This window comes from Streptomyces sp. NPDC002564 (assembly GCF_042889645.1).
Lineage (GTDB): Bacteria > Actinomycetota > Actinomycetes > Streptomycetales > Streptomycetaceae > Streptomyces.
On sequence record NZ_JBIARE010000004.1, the window covers coordinates 71293 to 90280 of the forward strand.

18 protein-coding genes are annotated in these 18988 nt (G+C 71.1%); 9 read left to right on the plus strand and 9 right to left on the minus strand.

The features are described from left to right. Positions 1 to 31: 31 nt before the first annotated feature. Positions 32 to 1150: an alpha/beta hydrolase gene (locus ACFYXE_RS15540; protein WP_389312677.1), complete on the minus strand. Its 1119-nt coding sequence runs from the start codon at positions 1148 to 1150 to the stop codon at positions 32 to 34. A 251-nt stretch (positions 1151 to 1401) separates the two neighbouring features. On the opposite strand from ACFYXE_RS15540, the gene ACFYXE_RS15545 reads away from it, so the two are divergent. The 6 genes from ACFYXE_RS15545 to ACFYXE_RS15570 all read left to right on the plus strand — a co-directional run bounded on the left by ACFYXE_RS15545 (position 1402) and on the right by ACFYXE_RS15570 (position 6467). Further along, entirely contained in the window at positions 1402 to 3222 is a 1821-nt protein-coding gene (locus ACFYXE_RS15545; protein WP_389312679.1) for a phosphatidylglycerol lysyltransferase domain-containing protein, read from the plus strand. Between the two features lie 30 nt (positions 3223 to 3252). Further along, positions 3253 to 4125 carry a dihydropteroate synthase gene (gene folP / locus ACFYXE_RS15550; RefSeq protein WP_389312681.1) on the plus strand — a complete coding sequence of 291 codons (873 nt, stop codon included), beginning with the start codon at positions 3253 to 3255 and terminating at the stop codon, positions 4123 to 4125. Further along, positions 4122 to 4709, plus strand: coding sequence for a nuclear transport factor 2 family protein (locus ACFYXE_RS15555; RefSeq protein WP_389312683.1), 588 nt, complete (start codon positions 4122 to 4124; stop codon positions 4707 to 4709). Before folP ends, ACFYXE_RS15555 begins: the two co-directional genes overlap by 4 nt. 224 nt (positions 4710 to 4933) lie before the next feature. Next, positions 4934 to 5293, plus strand: a complete 360-nt coding sequence (folB, locus tag ACFYXE_RS15560) for a dihydroneopterin aldolase (protein WP_150217102.1) — start codon at positions 4934 to 4936, stop codon at positions 5291 to 5293. Beyond that, a complete protein-coding gene (gene folK / locus ACFYXE_RS15565) occupies positions 5290 to 5901 on the plus strand; it encodes a 2-amino-4-hydroxy-6-hydroxymethyldihydropteridine diphosphokinase (protein WP_389312686.1) in 612 nt (203 codons plus the stop codon). The genes folB and folK overlap by 4 nt, the downstream gene beginning before the upstream one ends. A 77-nt stretch (positions 5902 to 5978) precedes the next feature. Next, positions 5979 to 6467: a DUF3180 domain-containing protein gene (locus tag ACFYXE_RS15570; protein WP_361171132.1), complete on the plus strand. Its 489-nt coding sequence runs from the start codon at positions 5979 to 5981 to the stop codon at positions 6465 to 6467. 65 nt (positions 6468 to 6532) lie between these two features. Here ACFYXE_RS15570 and ACFYXE_RS15575 read toward each other — a convergent pair whose 3' ends face one another. The 7 genes from ACFYXE_RS15575 to dacB all read right to left on the minus strand — a co-directional run bounded on the left by ACFYXE_RS15575 (position 6533) and on the right by dacB (position 15270). Beyond that, the gene (locus tag ACFYXE_RS15575; RefSeq protein WP_389312689.1) at positions 6533 to 7555 is read right to left on the minus strand and encodes an aldo/keto reductase; all 1023 of its coding nucleotides are present in this window, start codon (positions 7553 to 7555) and stop codon (positions 6533 to 6535) included. Positions 7556 to 7670: 115 nt separating this feature from the next. After that, entirely contained in the window at positions 7671 to 8276 is a 606-nt protein-coding gene (gene folE / locus ACFYXE_RS15580; RefSeq protein WP_361171138.1) for a GTP cyclohydrolase I FolE, read from the minus strand. A 143-nt stretch (positions 8277 to 8419) separates the two neighbouring features. Next, positions 8420 to 10441, minus strand: a complete 2022-nt coding sequence (ftsH, locus tag ACFYXE_RS15585; protein WP_361171141.1) for an ATP-dependent zinc metalloprotease FtsH — start codon at positions 10439 to 10441, stop codon at positions 8420 to 8422. Positions 10442 to 10625: 184 nt separating this feature from the next. Beyond that, the gene (hpt, locus tag ACFYXE_RS15590; protein WP_150175769.1) at positions 10626 to 11186 is read right to left on the minus strand and encodes a hypoxanthine phosphoribosyltransferase; all 561 of its coding nucleotides are present in this window, start codon (positions 11184 to 11186) and stop codon (positions 10626 to 10628) included. A gap of 54 nt (positions 11187 to 11240) precedes the next feature. Further along, on the minus strand, positions 11241 to 12278 hold the full coding sequence (gene tilS / locus ACFYXE_RS15595; RefSeq protein WP_389312692.1) for a tRNA lysidine(34) synthetase TilS: 1038 nt from the start codon (positions 12276 to 12278) through the stop codon (positions 11241 to 11243). 234 nt (positions 12279 to 12512) lie between these two features. Beyond that, on the minus strand, positions 12513 to 13634 hold the full coding sequence (locus ACFYXE_RS15600; protein WP_361171152.1) for a zinc-dependent metalloprotease: 1122 nt from the start codon (positions 13632 to 13634) through the stop codon (positions 12513 to 12515). A 148-nt stretch (positions 13635 to 13782) separates the two neighbouring features. Next, on the minus strand, positions 13783 to 15270 hold the full coding sequence (gene dacB / locus ACFYXE_RS15605) for a D-alanyl-D-alanine carboxypeptidase/D-alanyl-D-alanine-endopeptidase (RefSeq protein ID WP_389313629.1): 1488 nt from the start codon (positions 15268 to 15270) through the stop codon (positions 13783 to 13785). 133 nt (positions 15271 to 15403) lie between these two features. Here dacB and ACFYXE_RS15610 point away from each other — a divergent pair, with 133 nt between their 5' ends. Then, complete coding sequence (locus ACFYXE_RS15610) at positions 15404 to 15895, plus strand: inorganic diphosphatase (protein ID WP_361171204.1); 492 nt, start codon at positions 15404 to 15406, stop codon at positions 15893 to 15895. A 121-nt stretch (positions 15896 to 16016) separates the two neighbouring features. Beyond that, entirely contained in the window at positions 16017 to 17690 is a 1674-nt protein-coding gene (locus ACFYXE_RS15615; protein ID WP_389313632.1) for a threonine/serine exporter ThrE family protein, read from the plus strand. Positions 17691 to 17719: 29 nt separating this feature from the next. On the opposite strand, the gene ACFYXE_RS15620 is transcribed toward ACFYXE_RS15615, so the two are convergent. Then, positions 17720 to 18412, minus strand: a complete 693-nt coding sequence (locus tag ACFYXE_RS15620; protein ID WP_389312694.1) for a DedA family protein — start codon at positions 18410 to 18412, stop codon at positions 17720 to 17722. Positions 18413 to 18575: 163 nt separating this feature from the next. Between ACFYXE_RS15620 and ACFYXE_RS15625 the strand changes: the two genes are divergently transcribed. Then, a complete protein-coding gene (locus tag ACFYXE_RS15625) occupies positions 18576 to 18941 on the plus strand; it encodes a YbjQ family protein (protein ID WP_361171158.1) in 366 nt (121 codons plus the stop codon). Positions 18942 to 18988 lie beyond the last annotated feature (47 nt).

The following is an 18988-nucleotide window of genomic DNA, read 5'->3' on the forward strand; positions in this document are numbered from 1 at the left end:
GGCCCCCACCCGGGCCCCCCGGGGTGCGTCGTCAGTCGTCGCTCAGGCGGCCGCTCATCCACTGCAGCGTCGCCGGGATCTCCCTGCGCCAGGTGTTGAAGTTGTGCCCACCGCTGTCGAGCGTGATCGACGACACGCGCGTGGGCGGCTTCACCTTGTCGATGAACTTCAGGGTGTCGCGGTAGTTGTCCTCGCCCTTCTTGCTGCTGCTCACCAGGAGGGACGTCTTGGGCGCCGGCATGTGTTCGAGGTACCACATCAGGTCGGCGCGCCGCTGCAGGTCCTTGTCGCCGTGGAAGAGGTCACCGGTGGTGACGTCGATGGGCGCCTTGTAGTACGCGGACAGGCCCGCCCCCGCGCCGTACGTGCCGGGGTGGTGGATGGCGAGCTTCAGGGCGCAGTAGCCGCCCGTGGAGTCGCCGACGATGCCCCAGTTCTGCGCCTTGCGGCCGACCCTGTAGTGGTCGGACAGCGCCCCGGGCAGGTCCTTGGCGAAGAACGTCTCGGTCTGCGGCCCGCCGGGGATGTCCACGCACTCCGTGTCGCGCGGCGGCGCGACGGTGGGCCGCATCATGACCAGGATCATCGGCTGCATCTTGCCGTCGGCGGACAGCTTGTGGGCGGTCTGCGGGTAGTGCAGGCCCTTGATGAGCGCCTGGGCGGTGCCCGGGTAGCCGGTGAGCACGACGGCCGCGGGGAACTTGCGGTTCTTGTACTGCGGCTGGAAGTACTCGGGCGGCAGGTACACGTAGGCGGGGCTCGCTATGTCGGACTGCTTGCCGCCCACCTCGATCTTCTGGATCTGCCCCCCGGTGACGGGCCGGCCGCCGCCGGGCACGTTCACGGTCTGGGTGTCGACGACCTTGACGGGGCCGACCCCTTTGGCCGGGTCGTGGTCGACGACGACCCCGGGGGCCGTCTCCTGGCCGAAGAGGTCGGCCCATGTGGCGTAGAAGCCGAAGGCCTGGTTGGTCGCCAGGCCCACCGAGGCGAAGATCGCGACCTGGGTGGCGATGAGCAGCCCGACGCGGCCGGTGATCGCGCCCCAGCTGCGGCGGGCGAGCCGCGGCCAGAGCCAGATCGTGCCGACGAAGAGCAGTACGGCCAGCAAGACCGCAAGGGCGAGGACCTTGTTGCTCGTGAGACCCATGGGGTGTTCCTGCCTGCACTTTCTACCTGTGCCGGGCACCTGCCGCGGCGTGACCGGATCCGGACCCGGGCACCGCCGACGCGTGCCGGGGGCCTTGCCAGAGCTTTTCCATCGGTTTCCGGTCGGGAATGAACCCGTTTCCCAGAAGGACCGTCCTAGAGGGCGCAATGTTGCCGGATGCCGTTTTGGCACCGGAATCAAGGTCTCTCGCAGAACTACGGGATGCGATGTCTGTCAGGATAGATGGGGAAATGTCGGGCGGGGTTCCGGGCAGTGAGGAGCGCCACCGCGACGGCCGACTCCACCGGATGCTGCGCGGCCCGCGCCCGGAGGCCGTGCCGACCATCGTCGCCAGAGCGTGCACCCTGGTCGGCCTGCTGAACGTCGCGGCGGGCGTCTTCCCGCGCTTCCGGCACAGCCGCATGCACGCCATCGCCGAGGTCCTGCCCGGCGCGCTCGGCCCCTTCGCCGCCGCCCTCGCGCTCAGCACCGGCATCCTGCTGCTCCTGCTCGCGCACGGCCTGCGCCGCCACAAGCGGCGTGCCTGGCGGGCCGCCGTGGTGCTGCTGCCCGCGGGTGCCGTGGCGCAGTTCGCGTACCGGCACTCGATCATCGGCGTCGTCATCTCGCTCGCGCTTCTCGCGCTCCTGTTGCGCCATCGGAGTGAGTTCACCGCGCTGCCCGATCCGCGCAGCCGCTGGCGGGCGCTGGCCAACTTCGTCCTCCTCGGAGCAGGTTCGATCCTGCTGGGCCTGGTGATCGTCAGCGTCCACCCGGGCAAGGTCATCGGCGATCCGAGCATCACCGACCGCCTGGCGCACGTCCTGTACGGCCTGTTCGGCGTCGAGGGCCCGGTCGACTACTACGGACGCACGTCCTGGACGGTCGGTTTCTCCCTCGGCGCCCTCGGCATGCTGACCGCGCTCACCACCGTCTACCTGGCCTTCCGCCCCGAGCACCCGGCCGCACGCCTCACCGAGGACGACGAGACGAAGCTGCGCGCGCTGCTCGCCCGGCACGGCGGCCGCGACTCGCTCGGCCACTTCGCGCTCCGCCGCGACAAGGGCGTCGTCTTCTCGCCCAGCGGCAAGGCGGCCGTCACCTACCGCGTCGTCTCCGGCGTGATGCTCGCCAGCGGCGACCCGATCGGCGACGTCGAGGCCTGGCCCGGCGCCATCGAGCGCTTCATGGACGAGGCCAAGGCCCACTCCTGGACCCCCGCCGTCATGGGCTGCTCCGAGACCGGCGGCGAGGTCTGGACCCGCGAGACCGGCCTGGACGCCCTGGAGCTGGGCGACGAGGCGGTGGTGGACGTCGCGGATTTCTCCCTGTCCGGGCGTGCGATGCGCAACGTACGCCAGATGGTCAAGCGGATCGAGCGCAATGGCTACGAGACGCGCGTACGGCGCATCCGTGACCTCGGCGAGCAGGAGCTCAGCAGGATCCAGCGCGCCGCCGACGACTGGCGCGGCACCGACACCGAGCGCGGCTTCTCCATGGCCCTCGGCCGCATCGGCGACCCGGACGACGGCGACTGTCTGATCGCCACCGCCCACAAGGCCGACGCGGAGCCGGGCCCCTACGGCGACCTGAAGGCCGTCCTGCACTTCGTCCCCTGGGGCCAGGACGGTGTCTCCCTGGACCTCATGCGCCGCGACCGCGCGGCCGACCCCGGCATGAACGAGCTGCTCATCGTGGCCGCCCTGCAGGCCGCACCGAAGCTCGGCATCGCGCGCGTGTCCCTGAACTTCGCGATGTTCCGCGCGGCCCTGGCCCGCGGCGAGAAGATCGGCGCGGGCCCGGTGCTGCGCGCCTGGCGGGGGCTGCTCGTCTTCCTGTCCCGCTGGTTCCAGATCGAGTCGCTGTACAAGTTCAACGCGAAGTTCCGCCCCCGCTGGGAGCCCCGCTTCGTCGTCTACCGCTCCAGCAAGGACCTCCCCCGCATCGGCTTCGCCGCCATGCAGGCCGAGGGCTTCCTGGTGCTCGCGCTCCCCCGGTTCCTGCGCAGGGGCACCTCGCAGCGCCGGCCCTGCCCGCACCAGAGCACGGAACGGGAGATGCAGGCGGCGTGACCCGCGCCCGTCCGGGCCTAGGCTGGAGACATGAGTACGTTGCGCGGGCGGGGATCGGTCCAGGGGCTGCCGGAGTGGGACCGCTGTGCGGTCATGGGCGTGGTGAACGTGACGCCGGACTCCTTCTCCGACGGCGGCCGCTGGTTCGACACCACGGCCGCGGTCAAGCGCGGCATCGATCTGGTTGCCCAGGGCGCCGACCTCGTCGACGTCGGCGGTGAGTCCACCCGCCCCGGCGCCGCCCGCGTGGACGAGGACGAGGAGCTCAAGCGCGTCGTCCCCGTCGTGCGGGGCCTGGCCGCCGAGGGCGTCACGGTCTCCGTGGACACCATGCGCGCCACCGTCGCCGAGCAGTCCCTGGCCGCGGGCGCCGTCCTGGTCAACGACGTCAGCGGCGGCCTCGCCGACCCGCGCATGGTCCCCGCGGTCGCCGCCGCGGGCGCCCCCTTCGTGGTCATGCACTGGCGCGGCTTCCTCACCGACATCCACGCCGAGCCGGTCTACCGGGACGTGGTCGACGAGGTCGTCGACGAGCTCCACGCGCGCGTGGCGGCCGCCATCGAGGGCGGCATCGCCCCGGAGCGCATCGTGATCGACCCGGGCCTCGGCTTCTCCAAGAAGGCCGAGCACGACCTGGCGCTCATCGCCCGTCTCGACCGGCTGCGCGGGCTCGGCCACCCGATCCTGGTCGCCGCCTCCCGCAAGCGGTTCCTCGGCCGCGTCCTCGCCGGCCCCGAGGGCGCCCCTCCGCCCGCCCGCGAGCGCGACGCCGCCACCGCCGCCGTCTCCGCCATCGCCGCCCACCAGGGCGCCTGGGCGGTCCGCGTGCACGAGGTGCGGGCGACCGCCGACGCCGTCCGGGTCGCCCAGGCCGTGACAGGCGCGGCAGGCGGCGACCTGTGACCGCGGCAGACACCGACGTCGAGCAGGTCGAGCAGGCCAACACCGCCTTCTACGAAGCCCTGGAGCGCGGCGACTTCGACGAGGTGTCCGACCTGTGGCTGGATTCCGGCGACACCGACGACTCCGGTGATCCCGGTGACCTTGATTCCGGTGAGCCCGGTGATCCCGGTGGCCCCGGCCCCGGTGACTCCGGCGATCCCGACGAGCGCCCCGACGGCGGCCGGGAGACGGCCGCGGACGCCATCTCCTGCGTGCACCCCGGCTGGCCGGTGCTGCGCGGGCGCGGTGAGGTCCTCAGGTCGTACGCGCTGATCATGGCGAACACGGAGTACATCCAGTTCTTCCTCACCGACCTCAAGGTCGGCGTGGCCGGCGACACCGCCCTGGTGACGTGCACCGAGAACATCCTCAGCGGCGGACCGCCCCCGGAGGGCGGCGGCGAACTCGGACCCCTCGTGGGCCAGCTCGTGGTCGCCACGAACGTGTTCCGCCGCACCCCCGACGGCTGGAAGCTGTGGTCGCACCACGCCTCGCCCGTCCTGGCCGAAACCGACGACGAAGAGGGTGACGAGACACCCTCCTGAGTGGGTAGGCGCCAGGAAGTGGTTGGGATCACAAGCCGCCGGGTATGGGCGGCTACCAGCCAGGAGCCGCCGCGGAACGGCGGCTCGACCTGCCTGTACCGCGGCGTCCTACGGGCCCCGCGGGCGAGCGCTGTCGGTGCTCGCAGGTAGATTCGATCGAGGCTGGTGTGCCGACCGCACTCGGTGCAGGCCTGCCGATACCGACGATTGCAGGAGTGATTCGCGTGGATCGTGTCGCGCTGCGCGGCCTCAAGGCCCGCGGGCACCACGGTGTCTATCCGCGGGAGCGCGAAGAGGGCCAGACCTTCATCGTGGACCTGGTGCTTGGTCTGGACACGCGAGCGGCCGCGGCCGACGACGACCTGGCGAAGACCGTGCACTACGGGGTCGTGGCCGAGGAGGTCGTGGCCGTCGTCGAGGGCGAGCCGGTCGACCTCATCGAGACGCTCTCCGAGCGCATCGCCCAGGCGTGTCTGAAGCACGACGGAGTCCTGGAGGTCGAGGTGTGCGTCCACAAGCCGGACGCCCCGATCACCGTCCCCTTCGACGACGTGACCGTCACCATCACCCGGAGCCGAGTATGACTGCGCCCTTCAAAGCGGGTCAGAGCGACCCGACCGTCCAGCCGGTGCCCACCTCCGTGGTCGCACAGGTGGACGCCGCGGACAGCACCCTGTCCAACCCCAAGCGAGCCGTGATCTCCCTCGGCAGCAATCTCGGCAACCGCCTGGAGACCCTCCAGGGCGCCGTCGACGCCCTGGAGGACACCCCCGGCCTGCGGGTCAAGGCGGTCTCCCCGGTGTACGAGACGGAGCCGTGGGGCGTCGATCCCGGCAGCCAGCCCTCGTACTTCAACGCGGTCGTCGTGGTGAAGACGACGCTGCCGCCCGCCTCGCTCCTGGAGCGCGCGCAGGCGGTCGAGGAGGCCTTCCACCGCGTCCGCGACGAGCGCTGGGGCCCGCGCACGATCGACGTGGACATCGTGGCGTACGCGGACGTGATCTCCGACGACCCGGAGCTCACGCTGCCGCACCCGCGCGCGCACGAGCGGGCCTTCGTGCTCGCCCCCTGGCACGACGTGGAGCCCGAGGCCCAGCTGGCAGGACGCGGTCCGGTGGCGGAGCTCCTCGGCGCGGTCACCCGCGAGGGCGTGGCGCCCCGCGTGGACCTGGAACTCCGGCTGCCCGAGTAGTCGTTAGTAGTCGTTGACAGCCGTTGACAGTCGTCGCAGAGGGCGGTCGAGGCAAGCAAGCCGATGAAGGGTCATCCGTGAAGCAACTGCGTATCAGGACGCTGGTCGGCCTCTTCTTCGCGGCCGGAGTGCTGTCCTGGTCGGGCGCGCGCCTGTGGGACTCCGTGGGCACGCTGCCGCGCGTGCCGCTGGCCGCGCCGATCGTGCTCGCGGTCATCGCCGTCGTCCTGCTCGCCACGGCGCTCTCGATCCGCTCCCGCCTGCGCGCCCAGCGCGAGCGGCGGCCCGGCGCCAAGGGCGTCGAGCCGATGATGGCCGCCCGCGCCCTGGTCTTCGGCCAGGCCAGCGCCCTGGTCGCGGCCCTGGTCGCCGGGATGTACGGCGGGACGGGCGCGTTCCTGCTCGAGTTCCTCGACGTCCCGCCCCGCCGCGACCAGGCGATCTACGCGGGCCTTTCGGTCCTGATGGGCATCGCGGTGATAGCGGCCGCCTTCTTCATGGAGCGGGTCTGCAAGCTCCCCGAGGACGACGACGAACACGGCGGCACGGCCGCCCCCGCGGCCTAGGAGCCGCCGCACCGGCCCCCGACGGCCGCGGGCGCCACCCACAGCGGCACCCGCGGCAGCTCCCGCTACAGGAGCGTCCCGCCCTCCACCTGCGTCCCGGCCAGGATGCCGTCCAGGCGCGCCAGGACGTCCGCGTCCAGGCGTACGCGGGCGGCGGCGAGGTTCTCCTCGATGTGGGCCGGGGTGCGGCTGCCGGGGATCGGCACCACGTTCGGGTCCTGGTGCAGCAGCCAGGCCAGGGCCAGCTGGGCAGGGGTCAGGTCCAGCTCCCCGGCGAGGCCCCGCACGGGCGCGAAGCGGTCGTTGTTCGCCTTCAGGTTCGCCGCGTCGAAGCGCGGCGCGTTCTGCCGGAAGTCGCCCTCCCCGACCCGGCCGACCGTGCCGGTCAGGAACCCGGCGCCGAGCGGCGACCACGGCACGAGCCCGACCCCCAGCTCGCGTGCCGTCGCCAGGAGTTCCGGCTCGGCGGGCTTCCACATCGACCACTCGATCTGCACCGCCGCCACCGGGTGCACGGCATGCGCGGCACGCAGCTGTCCCGCGGTCACGTTCGAGAGCCCGAGGTGGCGCACGAGGCCGGCCTCCACCAGCTCGGCGACCGCGCCCACGGTGTCCTCCAGCGGCACCTGCGGGTCCGGGAAGTGCGGGTAGTACAGGTCGATGCGGTCCGTCTCCAGGCCGCGCAGGCTCGCCTCGGCGTAGCCGCGTACGTGCCGGGGGTCGCCGTTGACCGCGAGCTCCCCGAAGGCGTAGCCGATCGGGAAGGGGTGCGGCTCGACGCCCTCCGGCAGCCGGAAGCCGAACTTGGTGGCTATCGCGACCTCGTCGCGGCGGCCCCGCAGGGCCCGCCCGACGAGCTGTTCGTTGTGCCCGTCGGCGCCGTACCCGTCGGAGGTGTCGATGAGGGTGGCGCCCGCGTCCAGGGCCGCGCGGACCGCCCGCTCGCCGCGCTCGTCGTCGACCTCGCCGTACATGCCCGGGGACAGCGCCATGGCGCCGTAGCCGAGGGCCGAGACCTTCAGGCCGCCCAGGGTGCGGGTGGGCGGCGCGCGCCCGTGCTCCGGTGACCGCTCATGCGTGTTCGTCATACACGCAGTCTTTCGGCCACCGCGCCGCCCTGTCGACCCGTTTCGGTCACAACTCCCGCTCCCCACCGGCGAGTCGGGCGCATGTGCGGGGAAACGTCCCGCGGGCGGACCCGGCTCAGCGGGCCATGATCAGGCTCATCGCCTCGTTGCGCGTCGCCGGGTCGCGGAGCTGGCCGCGGACCGCGGAGGTGATGGTCTTGGCGCCCGGCTTGCGCACGCCTCGCATCGTCATGCACATGTGCTCGCACTCCACGACCACGATGACGCCACGCGGCTCCAGTATCTCCATCAGGGAGTCGGCGATCTGTGTCGTCAGGCGCTCCTGGACCTGCGGGCGGCGCGCGTACACGTCCACGAGCCTGGCGAGCTTCGACAGACCGGTGATCTTGCCGTCGCTGGAAGGGATGTAGCCGACGTGCGCCACCCCGACGAAGGGCACCAGATGGTGCTCGCAGGAGCTCATGACCTCGATGTCCTTCACCAGGACCATCTCGTCGTGCCCCAGGTCGAACGTCGTCGTCAGGACGTCCTCCGGCTTCTGCCACAGGCCCGCGAATATCTCCCTGTACGCCCGCGCCACGCGCGCCGGGGTCTCCAGGAGGCCTTCCCGGTCGGGGTCCTCCCCCACGGCGATCAGCAGCTCACGCACGGCGTTCTCGGCCCGCTTCTCGTCGAACTCACCGATCGAGCCCTCGCCGTCCAGCGTCACGGGGTCGGTCATCTGTGCCTCGTTCCTGTGCGTACCCGCGTCTGCCTGTCCACGGGTGTGAGGGTGCCAATGCGGGCGTACGAAAGAAGCCGCGCCCCCCAGGCTAGAACCAGGGGGGCGCGGCATCCATTCCGGGCCTGCTGAGGCAGGTGGGATCAGCTCTCGGGGCGGTCCTCCGGGGCCACCTCGAGGGGCTGCTCCGTGCCCGCGGTGACCGCGGGGGTGGCGCCGTTCGCACCGTTCGTCAGCGACAGCTCCTTGGGGGAGAGCACCGGCGGGCGGGTCGAGGGCGTGCGCCGCGAGGAGCCGGTCCACGCCGGGCGGGCCGGACGCTTCACGATCCCGGCGAAGACCTCGGCGATCTGCTCCTTGCCGAGGGTCTCCTTCTCCAGGAGCTGGAGGACCAGGTTGTCGAGAACGTCGCGGTTCTCGACGAGGATCTCCCAGGCCTCGTTGTGCGCGGTCTCGATGAGCTTCTTGACCTCTTCGTCGACCAGCGCGGCGACCTCTTCCGAGTAGTCCCGCTGGTGCGCCATCTCGCGCCCGAGGAACGGCTCGGTGTTGTCCCCGCCGAACTTGATCGCGCCGAGACGCTCGGTCATGCCGTACTGCGTGACCATCGCGCGTGCGGTGGTCGTGGCCTTCTCGATGTCGTTCGCCGCGCCCGTCGTCGGGTCGTGGAAGACGAGCTCCTCGGCCGCGCGCCCGCCCAGCATGTACGCCAGCTGGTCGAGCATCTCGTTGCGCGTGGTCGAGTACTTGTCCTCCTCGGGCAGGACCATGGTGTAACCCAGGGCCCGGCCTCTGGAGAGGATCGTGATCTTGTGGACCGGATCCGAGTTCGGTGAAGCGGCCGCGACCAGGGCGTGTCCGCCCTCGTGGTACGCGGTGATCTTCTTCTCCTTGTCGGACATGATCCTGGTCCGCTTCTGCGGGCCCGCCACGACGCGGTCGATCGCCTCGTCCAGCATGGAGTTGTCGATCAGCTTCTTGTCGCTGCGGGCGGTCAGCAGCGCGGCCTCATTGAGCACGTTGCTCAGGTCGGCGCCGGTGAAGCCCGGGGTGCGCCGCGCGACGGCCGACAGGTCGACGTCCGGGGCGACGGGCTTGCCCTTCTGGTGAACCTTGAGGATCTCCAGGCGGCCCTGCATGTCCGGGCGGTCGACGGCGATCTGCCGGTCGAAGCGGCCGGGGCGCAGCAGCGCCGGGTCGAGGATGTCGGGCCGGTTCGTGGCGGCGATCAGGATGACGCCGCCCTTCACGTCGAAGCCGTCCATCTCGACGAGCAGCTGGTTCAGCGTCTGCTCGCGCTCGTCGTGACCACCGCCGAGACCGGCACCGCGGTGGCGGCCCACCGCGTCGATCTCGTCGACGAAGACGATCGCCGGGGCGTTCGCCTTGGCCTGCTCGAAGAGGTCACGGACACGGGAGGCACCGACACCGACGAACATCTCGACGAAGTCGGAACCGGAGATCGAGTAGAACGGCACTCCGGCCTCGCCGGCGACGGCGCGCGCGAGCAGCGTCTTGCCCGTACCGGGCGGGCCGTAGAGGAGCACGCCCTTGGGGATCTTGGCGCCGACGGCCTGGAACTTCGCCGGCTCCTGGAGGAACTCCTTGATCTCGTGGAGCTCCTCGACGGCCTCGTCGGACCCCGCCACGTCGGCGAAGGTCGTCTTCGGGGTGTCCTTGGTGATGAGCTTGGCCTTGGACTTCCCGAAGTTCATGACCCGGGAGCCGCCGCCCTGCATCTGATTCATCAGGAACAGGAAGACGACGACGATGAGGACGAAGGGGAGCAGGGAGAGCAGGATGCCGACGAAGGGGTTCTGCTTCGACGGGGAGACGGTGTAACCGTCCGGGATGTCCTTGCTCTCGTACTTGGCCTGCAGGGACTTGGCGAGGTCGACGCCCTGGTCGCCGATGTAGCTCGCCTGGATCTTGCTGCTGTCCTTGACCTTCTGGCCGTCCTTGAGCTCGACCTTGATGATCTGCTCGTCACCGGTGGTGAGCTTGGCCGACTCGACCTGGTTCTTGTCGATCGCCTGGACGACCTGGCCGGTGTCCACCGTCTTGTAGCCACCGGACGAGCCGACGACCTGCATCAACACGACCACGGCAAGGACGGCCAGCACGATCCACATGACTGGCCCACGGAAGTATCGCTTCACGTCCATCCATACGGAGCGATGACGCCCCGTCCCTCCTGCCATAGTGAGTTTGATAAAGACTGTTCTTCGGACGGTACCCCAGCATTGTGACCCGAAGACGTCCGGGACTGCTGGCAATCCCGCCTTCGCATGCTTCAACGCGGGGAAACGGGTGAGGGTTCCCCGGTGTCATGCGCGGTCCTGCGGAACGTCAGCCGCCGTAGACGTGCGGGGCGAGCGTTCCGACGAACGGGAGGTTGCGGTATTTCTCGGCGAAGTCGAGGCCGTAACCGACCACGAACTCGTTGGGAATGTCGAAGCCGATCCACTTCACGTCGATGGCGACCTTCGCGGCCTCCGGCTTGCGCAGCAGCGTGCACACCTCGAGGGAGGCGGGCTCGCGCGAGCCGAGGTTCGACAGGAGCCAGGACAGCGTCAGACCGGAGTCGATGATGTCCTCGACGATCAGGACGTGCTTGCCCTTGATGTCGGTGTCCAGGTCCTTGAGGATCCGCACGACGCCGGAGGACTGGGTCCCCGCGCCGTACGAGGACACGGCCATCCAGTCCATCGTGACGGGGGTGGACAGCGCGCGCGCCAGGTCCGCCATGACCATCACGGCGCCCTTGAGGACCCCGACGATGAGCAGGTCCTTGCCCGCGTACTCCGCGTCGATCTTCGCGGCCAGCTCTGCCAGCTTCGCGTCGATCTCTTCCTTGGTGATGAGCACCGACTGAAGGTCGGTGCCCATGTCTTTCGCGTCCACCCGCATCACTTTCGGTCGTCCCACCGGCCGACGGGCCCCGCGGCGAACACGGGTCCCTCGTCAGCCTTGCCGGATCACCAGTCTGCCACCCTGCCGCTGGGCCACGACTTTGCCCGGGAGATTGATGGCTCCCTGGCCGCGCCAGCCGGTGATCAGGCGGTCGACCTCTTCGATGTGCCGGGCGAAGAGCGAGCCCGCGGGCGCCCCGGCGTCGATGGCGGCACGGCGCACGATGCGGCGGCGCACGGCGGGCGGCAGGGCGTAGAGCTTGGCGCACTCCAGGAGCCCGGCGGCGTCACGCACGGTCGTGTCGGCCTGCGCGGCCCAGGTGTCGAGGGCGTCGGCATCGTCCCGGGACAGTTGGGCCGTGCGGGCGAGTGCCTCGACGACACCTTTGCCGAGCGCCTTCTCCAGGGCGGGCAGGCCCTCGTGGCGCAGCCGGGAGCGGGTGTAGGCCGGGTCGGCGTTGTGCGGGTCGTCCCAGACGGGCAGCGACTGGACCATGCAGGCCTTGCGGGCGGTCTGCCGGTCGATGGGCAGGAAGGGGCGGCGGTAACGGCCGGCGACCCCCGAGGTCGCCGCCATTCCGGACAGCGAGCGGATCCCGGAGCCGCGGGCGAGGCCGAGCAGGACGGTCTCCGCCTGGTCGTCGCGGGTGTGGCCGAGCAGGACGGCAGCGGCCGAATGCCGTTCGGCGGCGGCATCCAGGGCTGCGTAGCGGGCGTCGCGGGCGGCGGCCTCGGGTCCGCCGTCGCGGCCCACGTCCACGGCGATCGCCTCGACCGGGGTCAGGCCGAGGGCGGTGAGGCGGACGACGACCTCGGCGGCGCGCAGGTCGGAGCCGGGCTGCAGGCCGTGGTCGACGGTGACGCCGCCGGCCCGGATGCCGAGCTTGGGGGCCTCGAAGGCGAGGGCGGAGGCGAGCGCCATGGAATCGGCGCCGCCGGAGCACGCGACGAGCACGAGCGGTTGCGGGGGCTGCTCGTGCGGGGGGTGCGGGGGGTCGTTCTCGGTGCTGCGCTGTACGTCGGTCAGTACGTCGTGGAGTACGCGGCGGACCGCCAGGCGTATCGCCGCGACCGCAGGATGGGGACCCATGTCCGGTTCCCTTCGTGAAGTTCGGGGGGTGAGCCTCGGATCAGTCACTCAGGACCCACCCGGGGGATCGGGACCCAGCGGAGTCCTTCTTCCCCTCGAGTTCGGTCACTCAGAGTGTGTCGATGGTGACAGAGCCGAGCCGTTCCCCGAGCATTGCACGCCTACCCATCCCCTACGGTCCCTCGGACGGGTGATTACGGGGGCGTTCTCCTGCCGTCGGCCTCATCCGGCCTCTCAGTCTCCCTTACGGTGCACCCGCGCGACCCAGTCCGCCGGTTTGGCGATCTCCGCCTTCGTGGGGAGCGTGTTCGGCGAAGTCCATACGCGGTTGAAGCCGTCCATGCCGACCTCGCCCACGACGGCGCGCACGAAGCGCTCGCCGTCCCGGTACTGCCGGAGCTTCGCGTCGAGGCCGAGGAGCTTGCGCAGCGCCTGGTCGAGGCGGCTCGCGCCGCGCGCCCTGCGCTCCTTGAACTTCTCGCGGATCTCGCCGACGGAGGGCACCACGTCCGGCCCCACGCCGTCCATCACGAAGTCCGCGTGGCCTTCCAGGAGGGACATCACGGCGGTGAGACGGGCGAGGATCTCGCGCTGGGCGGGGGTCTGCACCAGCTCGACGAGGGAACGGCCGCCCTCCTCCGCCTCGGCGTCCGGCTCGCCGCGGCCGCCCGCGAGCGACTGGGCGGCCTCCCTGATGCGCTCCAGGACCGTCATCGGGTCGACCTCGGTCTCGCCGAGGAAGGACTGGATCTCGCCTTCGAGGTGGTCGCGCAGCCAGGGCACGGCGGTGAACTGGGTGCGGTGCGTCTCCTCGTGGAGGCAGACCCACAGGCGGAAGTCGTGCGGGTCCACGTCCAGCTCGCGCTCGACCTGCACGATGTTCGGCGCGACGAGGAGGAGCCTGCCGCCGCCGTTCGCCCCGGCGGGGAGCTCTCGGGTGGGCGGGGCGAAGGTCTCGTACTGGCCGAGGACGCGGGAGGCGAGGAAGGACAGGAGCATGCCCAGCTCCACGCCCGTCACCTTGCCGCCGACCGCGCCGAGGACGGCGCCGCCGGGGCCGCGCCGGTCCTGCATCTTGTCCAGGAGGGGCTTGAGGATCTCCCGGAAACCCGCCACGTTGGCCCGGACCCAGCCTGCGCGGTCCACCACCAGGACCGGGGTGTCGTGGGTGTCCTCCGTGCCGAGGCCCGTGAAGGAACGGACGTGCTCCTCCGAGGACTTCGCATGCCGGCGCAGCTCGGCGACGACGGCTCGCGCCTCGTCGCGGCTCACCTCTGGGCCCGGCCGTACGAGCCGGGTCGCGGTCGCCACCGCGAGATTCCAGTCGACCATCTCCGCACCACCGATGCTCGTCATGCGTCAACGGTACGTGCTGACTCCCTCCGGCGGAGGGGGTTGGCCCCCTGCCTTGCCCCGGAGCGGGCCCCTAGGGGCTCCCGGGGCGCCGGTTCCCCGCACCCCTGGACGGGCGCTTCGCGCCTCGCCCCCCCCTCCGGGGCCGGGGTCAGCGGCAGCCGCAGTTGGCCACCGTCGAGGCCATGTGGTCCAGGGCCTTCTGGGCGCCCTGCGGGTCGGTGGTGCCGGTGGTCATGAAGGCGAAGACCAGGAGGCGGCCGTCCGCGTCGACCACCGTGCCCGCCAGGCTGTTCACGCCGGTCAGCGTGCCGGTCTTGGCGCGGACGACGCCGGTGCCCGGCGACTCCTTGGGGTAGCGGTCGACGAGCGTGCCGGTGAAGCCCGCCACGGGCAGGCCCGTCACGATCGGGCGCAGTTCGGGGCGGGCCGGGTCGGCGGCGCGGTCCAGGAGCGCGGCGAGCAGCTCGGCGGAGATCCGGTCGGCCCGGTCGAGGCCGCTGCCGTCGGCGAACTTCGCTCCGGAGAGCGGCAGTTCCAGCTTCGCGAGCTGGGCGCGGACCGCCCGGTCGGCGCCGTCGAAGCTGACCGGCTCCTTCGCCGCGACGGCGGCCTGCCGGGCGAGGGCCTCGGCGATGTCGTTGTCGCTGTGCGTCAGCATCCGCTCGACCAGCGCGGCCAGCGGCGGCGACTCGACCTTGGCGAGGGACTCCGCGCGGCCGGACGCCTTGGACGGACCGGGGTCGGCCTTGGTCTCGACGCCGTGGTCCTTCAGGAAGCCCGCGAACTTCTTCGCCGCGTCGACCGCCGGGTCCCCCGACCGCGGGGCGGGCCCGCTGGAGGAGTCGTCGAGCCGGCCCTCGTCGGCCATCAGGGCGCTGACCAGCGTGAGGTTCTCGTTGGGGCCGATCGGGTGCTGTGCGGGCCCGGAGTACAGCGACGTGTCGTACGAGAGGGTCACCTCGTCGATGCCGCGGCTCTTCAGGGCGCGGGCGGTGTCCTCGGCGAGCGTGCGCAGGCTGGCCGCGGTGTCGGTGTAGCGGCCGTCCTTGCGGGCGGTGAGCGTGGGGTCGCCGCCGCCGACCAGGACGACGTCCGGACGGTCGGAGGAGCCGGGCTCGACGACGGTCTTCGTGGCGATGCGGTGGTCGGGGCCCGCGGCCGACAGCGCCGCGGCCGCCGTGGCGATCTTGATGGTCGACGCGGGCGTCAGGCCGTCCCCGGTGGCCTTGCCGTAGACCCGTTTGCCGGAGGCCGCGTCCAGGACGACGGCCGAACGCTCCGGGCCGAGCGCGGGGTCCTTCAGGAGCGGATCGAGCACCTCCGCGAGGGCGCCGTCCGTCGGCGAGGGCGCGGTGCCCGCGGGCGCGCCGAGCCCGGCGAGCACGGAAGGGGCGCTCGGGGCCGACCGGGGGACGCCGCCGGCCGCGCGACCGGCGTGATCTGCGCCACCCCAGGCCTCCTGGGAAGCGGCCCGGTCCCGCTCCGCCGTACGCTGACCGGAGGAGTCCCACGGGCCGGCCGCGGCCACCGCCCCGGCCGCGATGACCAGGCCGAAGGCGGCGGCACCAGCCGTGAGCTGCAAGGTCGTGAGCTTTCCGGAGAACCCGGAGAGCTTGTCGGCGGAAGGCTTGGACAGCTGTCTCAAAAGCTGTGCAGGCCGCTGCCAAGGCTTGAGCTCCGGCACGACGACCAGCCCCTTTCGCGATCACACATCTGCGTGAGGGACACTTAATCACCCGAAGTATGTGCTGATCATGGAGGAGCCACCCGTGGAGTTCGACGTCACCATCGAGATTCCGAAGGGTTCGCGGAACAAGTACGAGGTGGACCACGAGACCGGCCGGATCCGTCTGGACCGTCGCCTCTTCACGTCGACCAGCTACCCCGCGGACTACGGCTTCGTCGAGAACACCCTCGGCGAGGACGGTGACCCGCTGGACGCCCTGGTCATCCTGGACGAGCCGACCTTCCCGGGCTGCCTCATCAAGTGCCGCGCGATCGGCATGTTCCGGATGACCGACGAGGCGGGCGGCGACGACAAGCTGCTCTGCGTCCCGGCCTCCGACCCCCGTGTGGAGCACCTGCGCGACATCCACCACGTCTCCGAGTTCGACCGCCTGGAGATCCAGCACTTCTTCGAGGTCTACAAGGACCTGGAGCCCGGCAAGTCCGTCGAGGGCGCCGACTGGGTCGGCCGCGCGGACGCCGAGTCCGAGATCGAGCGTTCCTACAAGCGTTTCAAGGACGAGGGCGGCCACTGAGCCACCCCGCCCCGGACGGGCCGCGTGACCCAACGGGGGTCGCGCGGCCCGTTCGTGTATCTGTGCCCATACTGGCCATACGGAGGGTGCGTAAAGAGTCGTATGAGAAGTGAGGGCATCAGTGGCCGAGCAGGAGGCCGAGGACCGAAAGCCTCAGTCGGACGAGGCCCGCAGCGCCTTCGTGCAGCCCAGCGGGGTGGTGGCGCAGCCACCGGCTCCTGAGGACGAGTCCCAGACGACATCCGAGTTCGCCATCCCGACCGGTCTCGCGACACCGTCCTCGACGACCCAGGAGACCGAGAAGTCGGCGTTCACCACGCCGCACACCTACAGCTCCCGCAACGCCCCGCAGGCCTTCACGCCCGCGCAGGGCATCCCCCTGGTGAAGCTCACCAAGGAGGTGCCGTGGCAGGACCAGATGCGCACGATGCTGCGCATGCCGGTGGCGGAGCGGCCCGCTCCGGAGGCGGCGCAGAAGCAGGAGGACGAGACCGGTCCCGCCGTGCCGCGCGTGCTCGACCTGACGCTGCGTATCGGCGAGCTGCTGCTCGCGGGCGGCGAGGGCGCCGAGGACGTGGAGGCGGCGATGTTCGCCGTCTGCCGCTCGTACGGCCTGGACCGCTGCGAGCCGAACGTGACGTTCACGCTCCTGTCCATCTCGCACCAGCCCTCGCTGGTGGACGACCCCGTCACGGCCTCCAGGACGGTGCGCCGCCGGGGCACCGACTACACCCGTCTGGCGGCCGTCTTCCACCTGGTGGACGACATCAGCGACCCGGACATCGAGGTCTCCCTGGAGGAGGCCTACCGCCGCCTGGCGGGCATCCGGCGCAACCGTCACCCCTACCCCGGCTGGGCGCTCACGGCGTCCAGCGGGCTGCTCGCGGGCTCCGCGTCCGTGCTCGTCGGCGGTGGCGCGCTGGTCTTCCTGGTGGCCGCGGTCGGCGCGATGCTCGGCGACCGGCTCGCGTGGCTGTGCGCGGGGCGCGGACTGCCGGAGTTCTACCAGTTCGTGGGCGCCGCGATGCCGCCCGCCCTGATGGGTGTGGCGCTCAGCTTCGTCCACACGGAGGCGTCGATGGCCTCCGCGGTCATCACCGGTGGGCTCTTCGCGCTGATCCCGGGGCGGGCCCTGGTGGCGGGCGTGCAGGACGGTCTGACGGGCTACTACATCACCGCGGCCGCGCGCCTCTTGGAAGTCATGTACCTCATCGTGGGCATCGTCTGCGGCGTGCTGCTCGTGCTGTCGCTCGGCGTGATGCTCGACGCGACGAACCTGACCCCGGAGACGAAGTTCGGCGTGACGTCGTCGCGGCCGGTCATCCAGATCCTGGCGTCCATGGCGCTGAGCCTCGCCTTCGCGATCCTGCTCCAGCAGGAACGCAACACCGTGCTGATCGTGACCCTGAACGGCGGTATCGCCTGGATCATGTTCGGCGCCCTCGCGCAGACCCCGCTCGCGCTCTCGCCGGTCGCGGCGACGGCCATCGCGGCCGGCCTCGTGGGGCTGTTCGGCCAGCTCTTCTCGCGCTACCGCTTCGCGTCCTCACTGCCGTACGTGACAGCCGCGATCGGCCCGCTGCTGCCCGGTAGCGCCACGTACTTCGGGCTGCTCGCGCTGGCGCAGAACGACCTGAACACGGGCATCAACTCGCTCACCAAGGCGGTCGCGACGGCCCTGGCGATCGCGATCGGCGTGAACCTGGGGAGCGAGGTCTCCCGGCTGATCCTGAAGGTGCCGGGCGCCACCTCGGCGGTGAACCGCCGCGCGGCCAAGCGGACGCGCGGCTTCTAGGCGGCCGGGGCGGTCGGCCGGGGCGGTCGTCAGCGCTTGGCGTGGCGGCCGCGCTGCTGCGCCGGGGGCGTGCCCGGGGCAGCGTCCTCGGCCGCGGCCTTCTTGGACTTGCTGCGCGCCCGCAGGAACTCGATGGCGATCGGCACCACCGAGACGAGGACGATCAGGATGAGGATGGCCTCGATGTTCTTGTGGACGAACTCGATGTTGCCGAGCCAGGCGCCGAGCAGCGTGACGCCCGCGCCCCACATGACGCCGCCGATGATGTTGAACGTGATGAACGAGCGGTACCGCATGCCCGAGACACCGGCGATGATCGGCGTGAACGTCCGCACGATCGGCACGAAGCGGGCCAGGACCAGGGACTTCGGCCCGTACTTCTCGAAGAAGTCGTGGGCCTTGACCACGTTCTCCTGCTTGAAGAGCTTGGAGTCCGGGCGGTTGAAGAGCGAGGGGCCGACCTTCTTGCCGAAGAGGTAGCCCGCCTGGTCGCCGAGGATCGCGGCGAGACAGATCAGCACGCAGGCCAGCCACAGCGGGGTGTCCAGCTTGTTCGTGGTGATCAGCAGGCCGGTGGTGAACAGGAGCGAGTCACCGGGCAGGAAGAAGCCGATGAGCAGGCCCGACTCGGCGAAGACGATCAGCAGCAGGCCCCACAGGCCGAACTGGTTCAGCAGGTAATCCGGATCCAGCCAGCTTGGTCCGAGCGCAAGCGTCGTCACGGTTCCGGGCTCCTGAAGGGTGAGGGGGCGGTGCGGCGGCGGGTGCAGCCGCCCAAAGTTATCAACGCGAAGTCCCCCGGGCAGGTTCCACCTTCCCCCTCCCCGGGCGCACCGCGCACTTCCCAGGGTGCACTCCACGCCAACCAGGACAAAGCTGTGGGGCATGGGTATCGAAGATTTCGGCGGCGGCCTCGATCCGCAGTCCGACGTCCTGGTCGTGACGACCAACGACGTGCCCGGCCACCGGGTGCAGCAGGTCATCGGGGAGGTGTTCGGCCTCACCGTCCGCTCCCGGCACCTGGGCAGCCAGATCGGCGCGGGTCTGAAGTCGATGATCGGCGGCGAGCTGAAGGGGCTGACCAAGACGCTCGTGGAGACCAGGAACCAGGCCATGGACCGCCTCGTCGAGCAGGCACGCGCGCGGGGCGCCAACGCCGTGCTGATGTTCCGCTTCGACGTGACGGAGGCGCTGGACGGGGCCGCCGAGGTCTGCGCGTACGGCACGGCGGTGGTCCTGGCCCCGGAGTGAGCCGGGGCCAGGAGGGGCGGGGCGGACCCGGACCGCGCCGGGGGCCC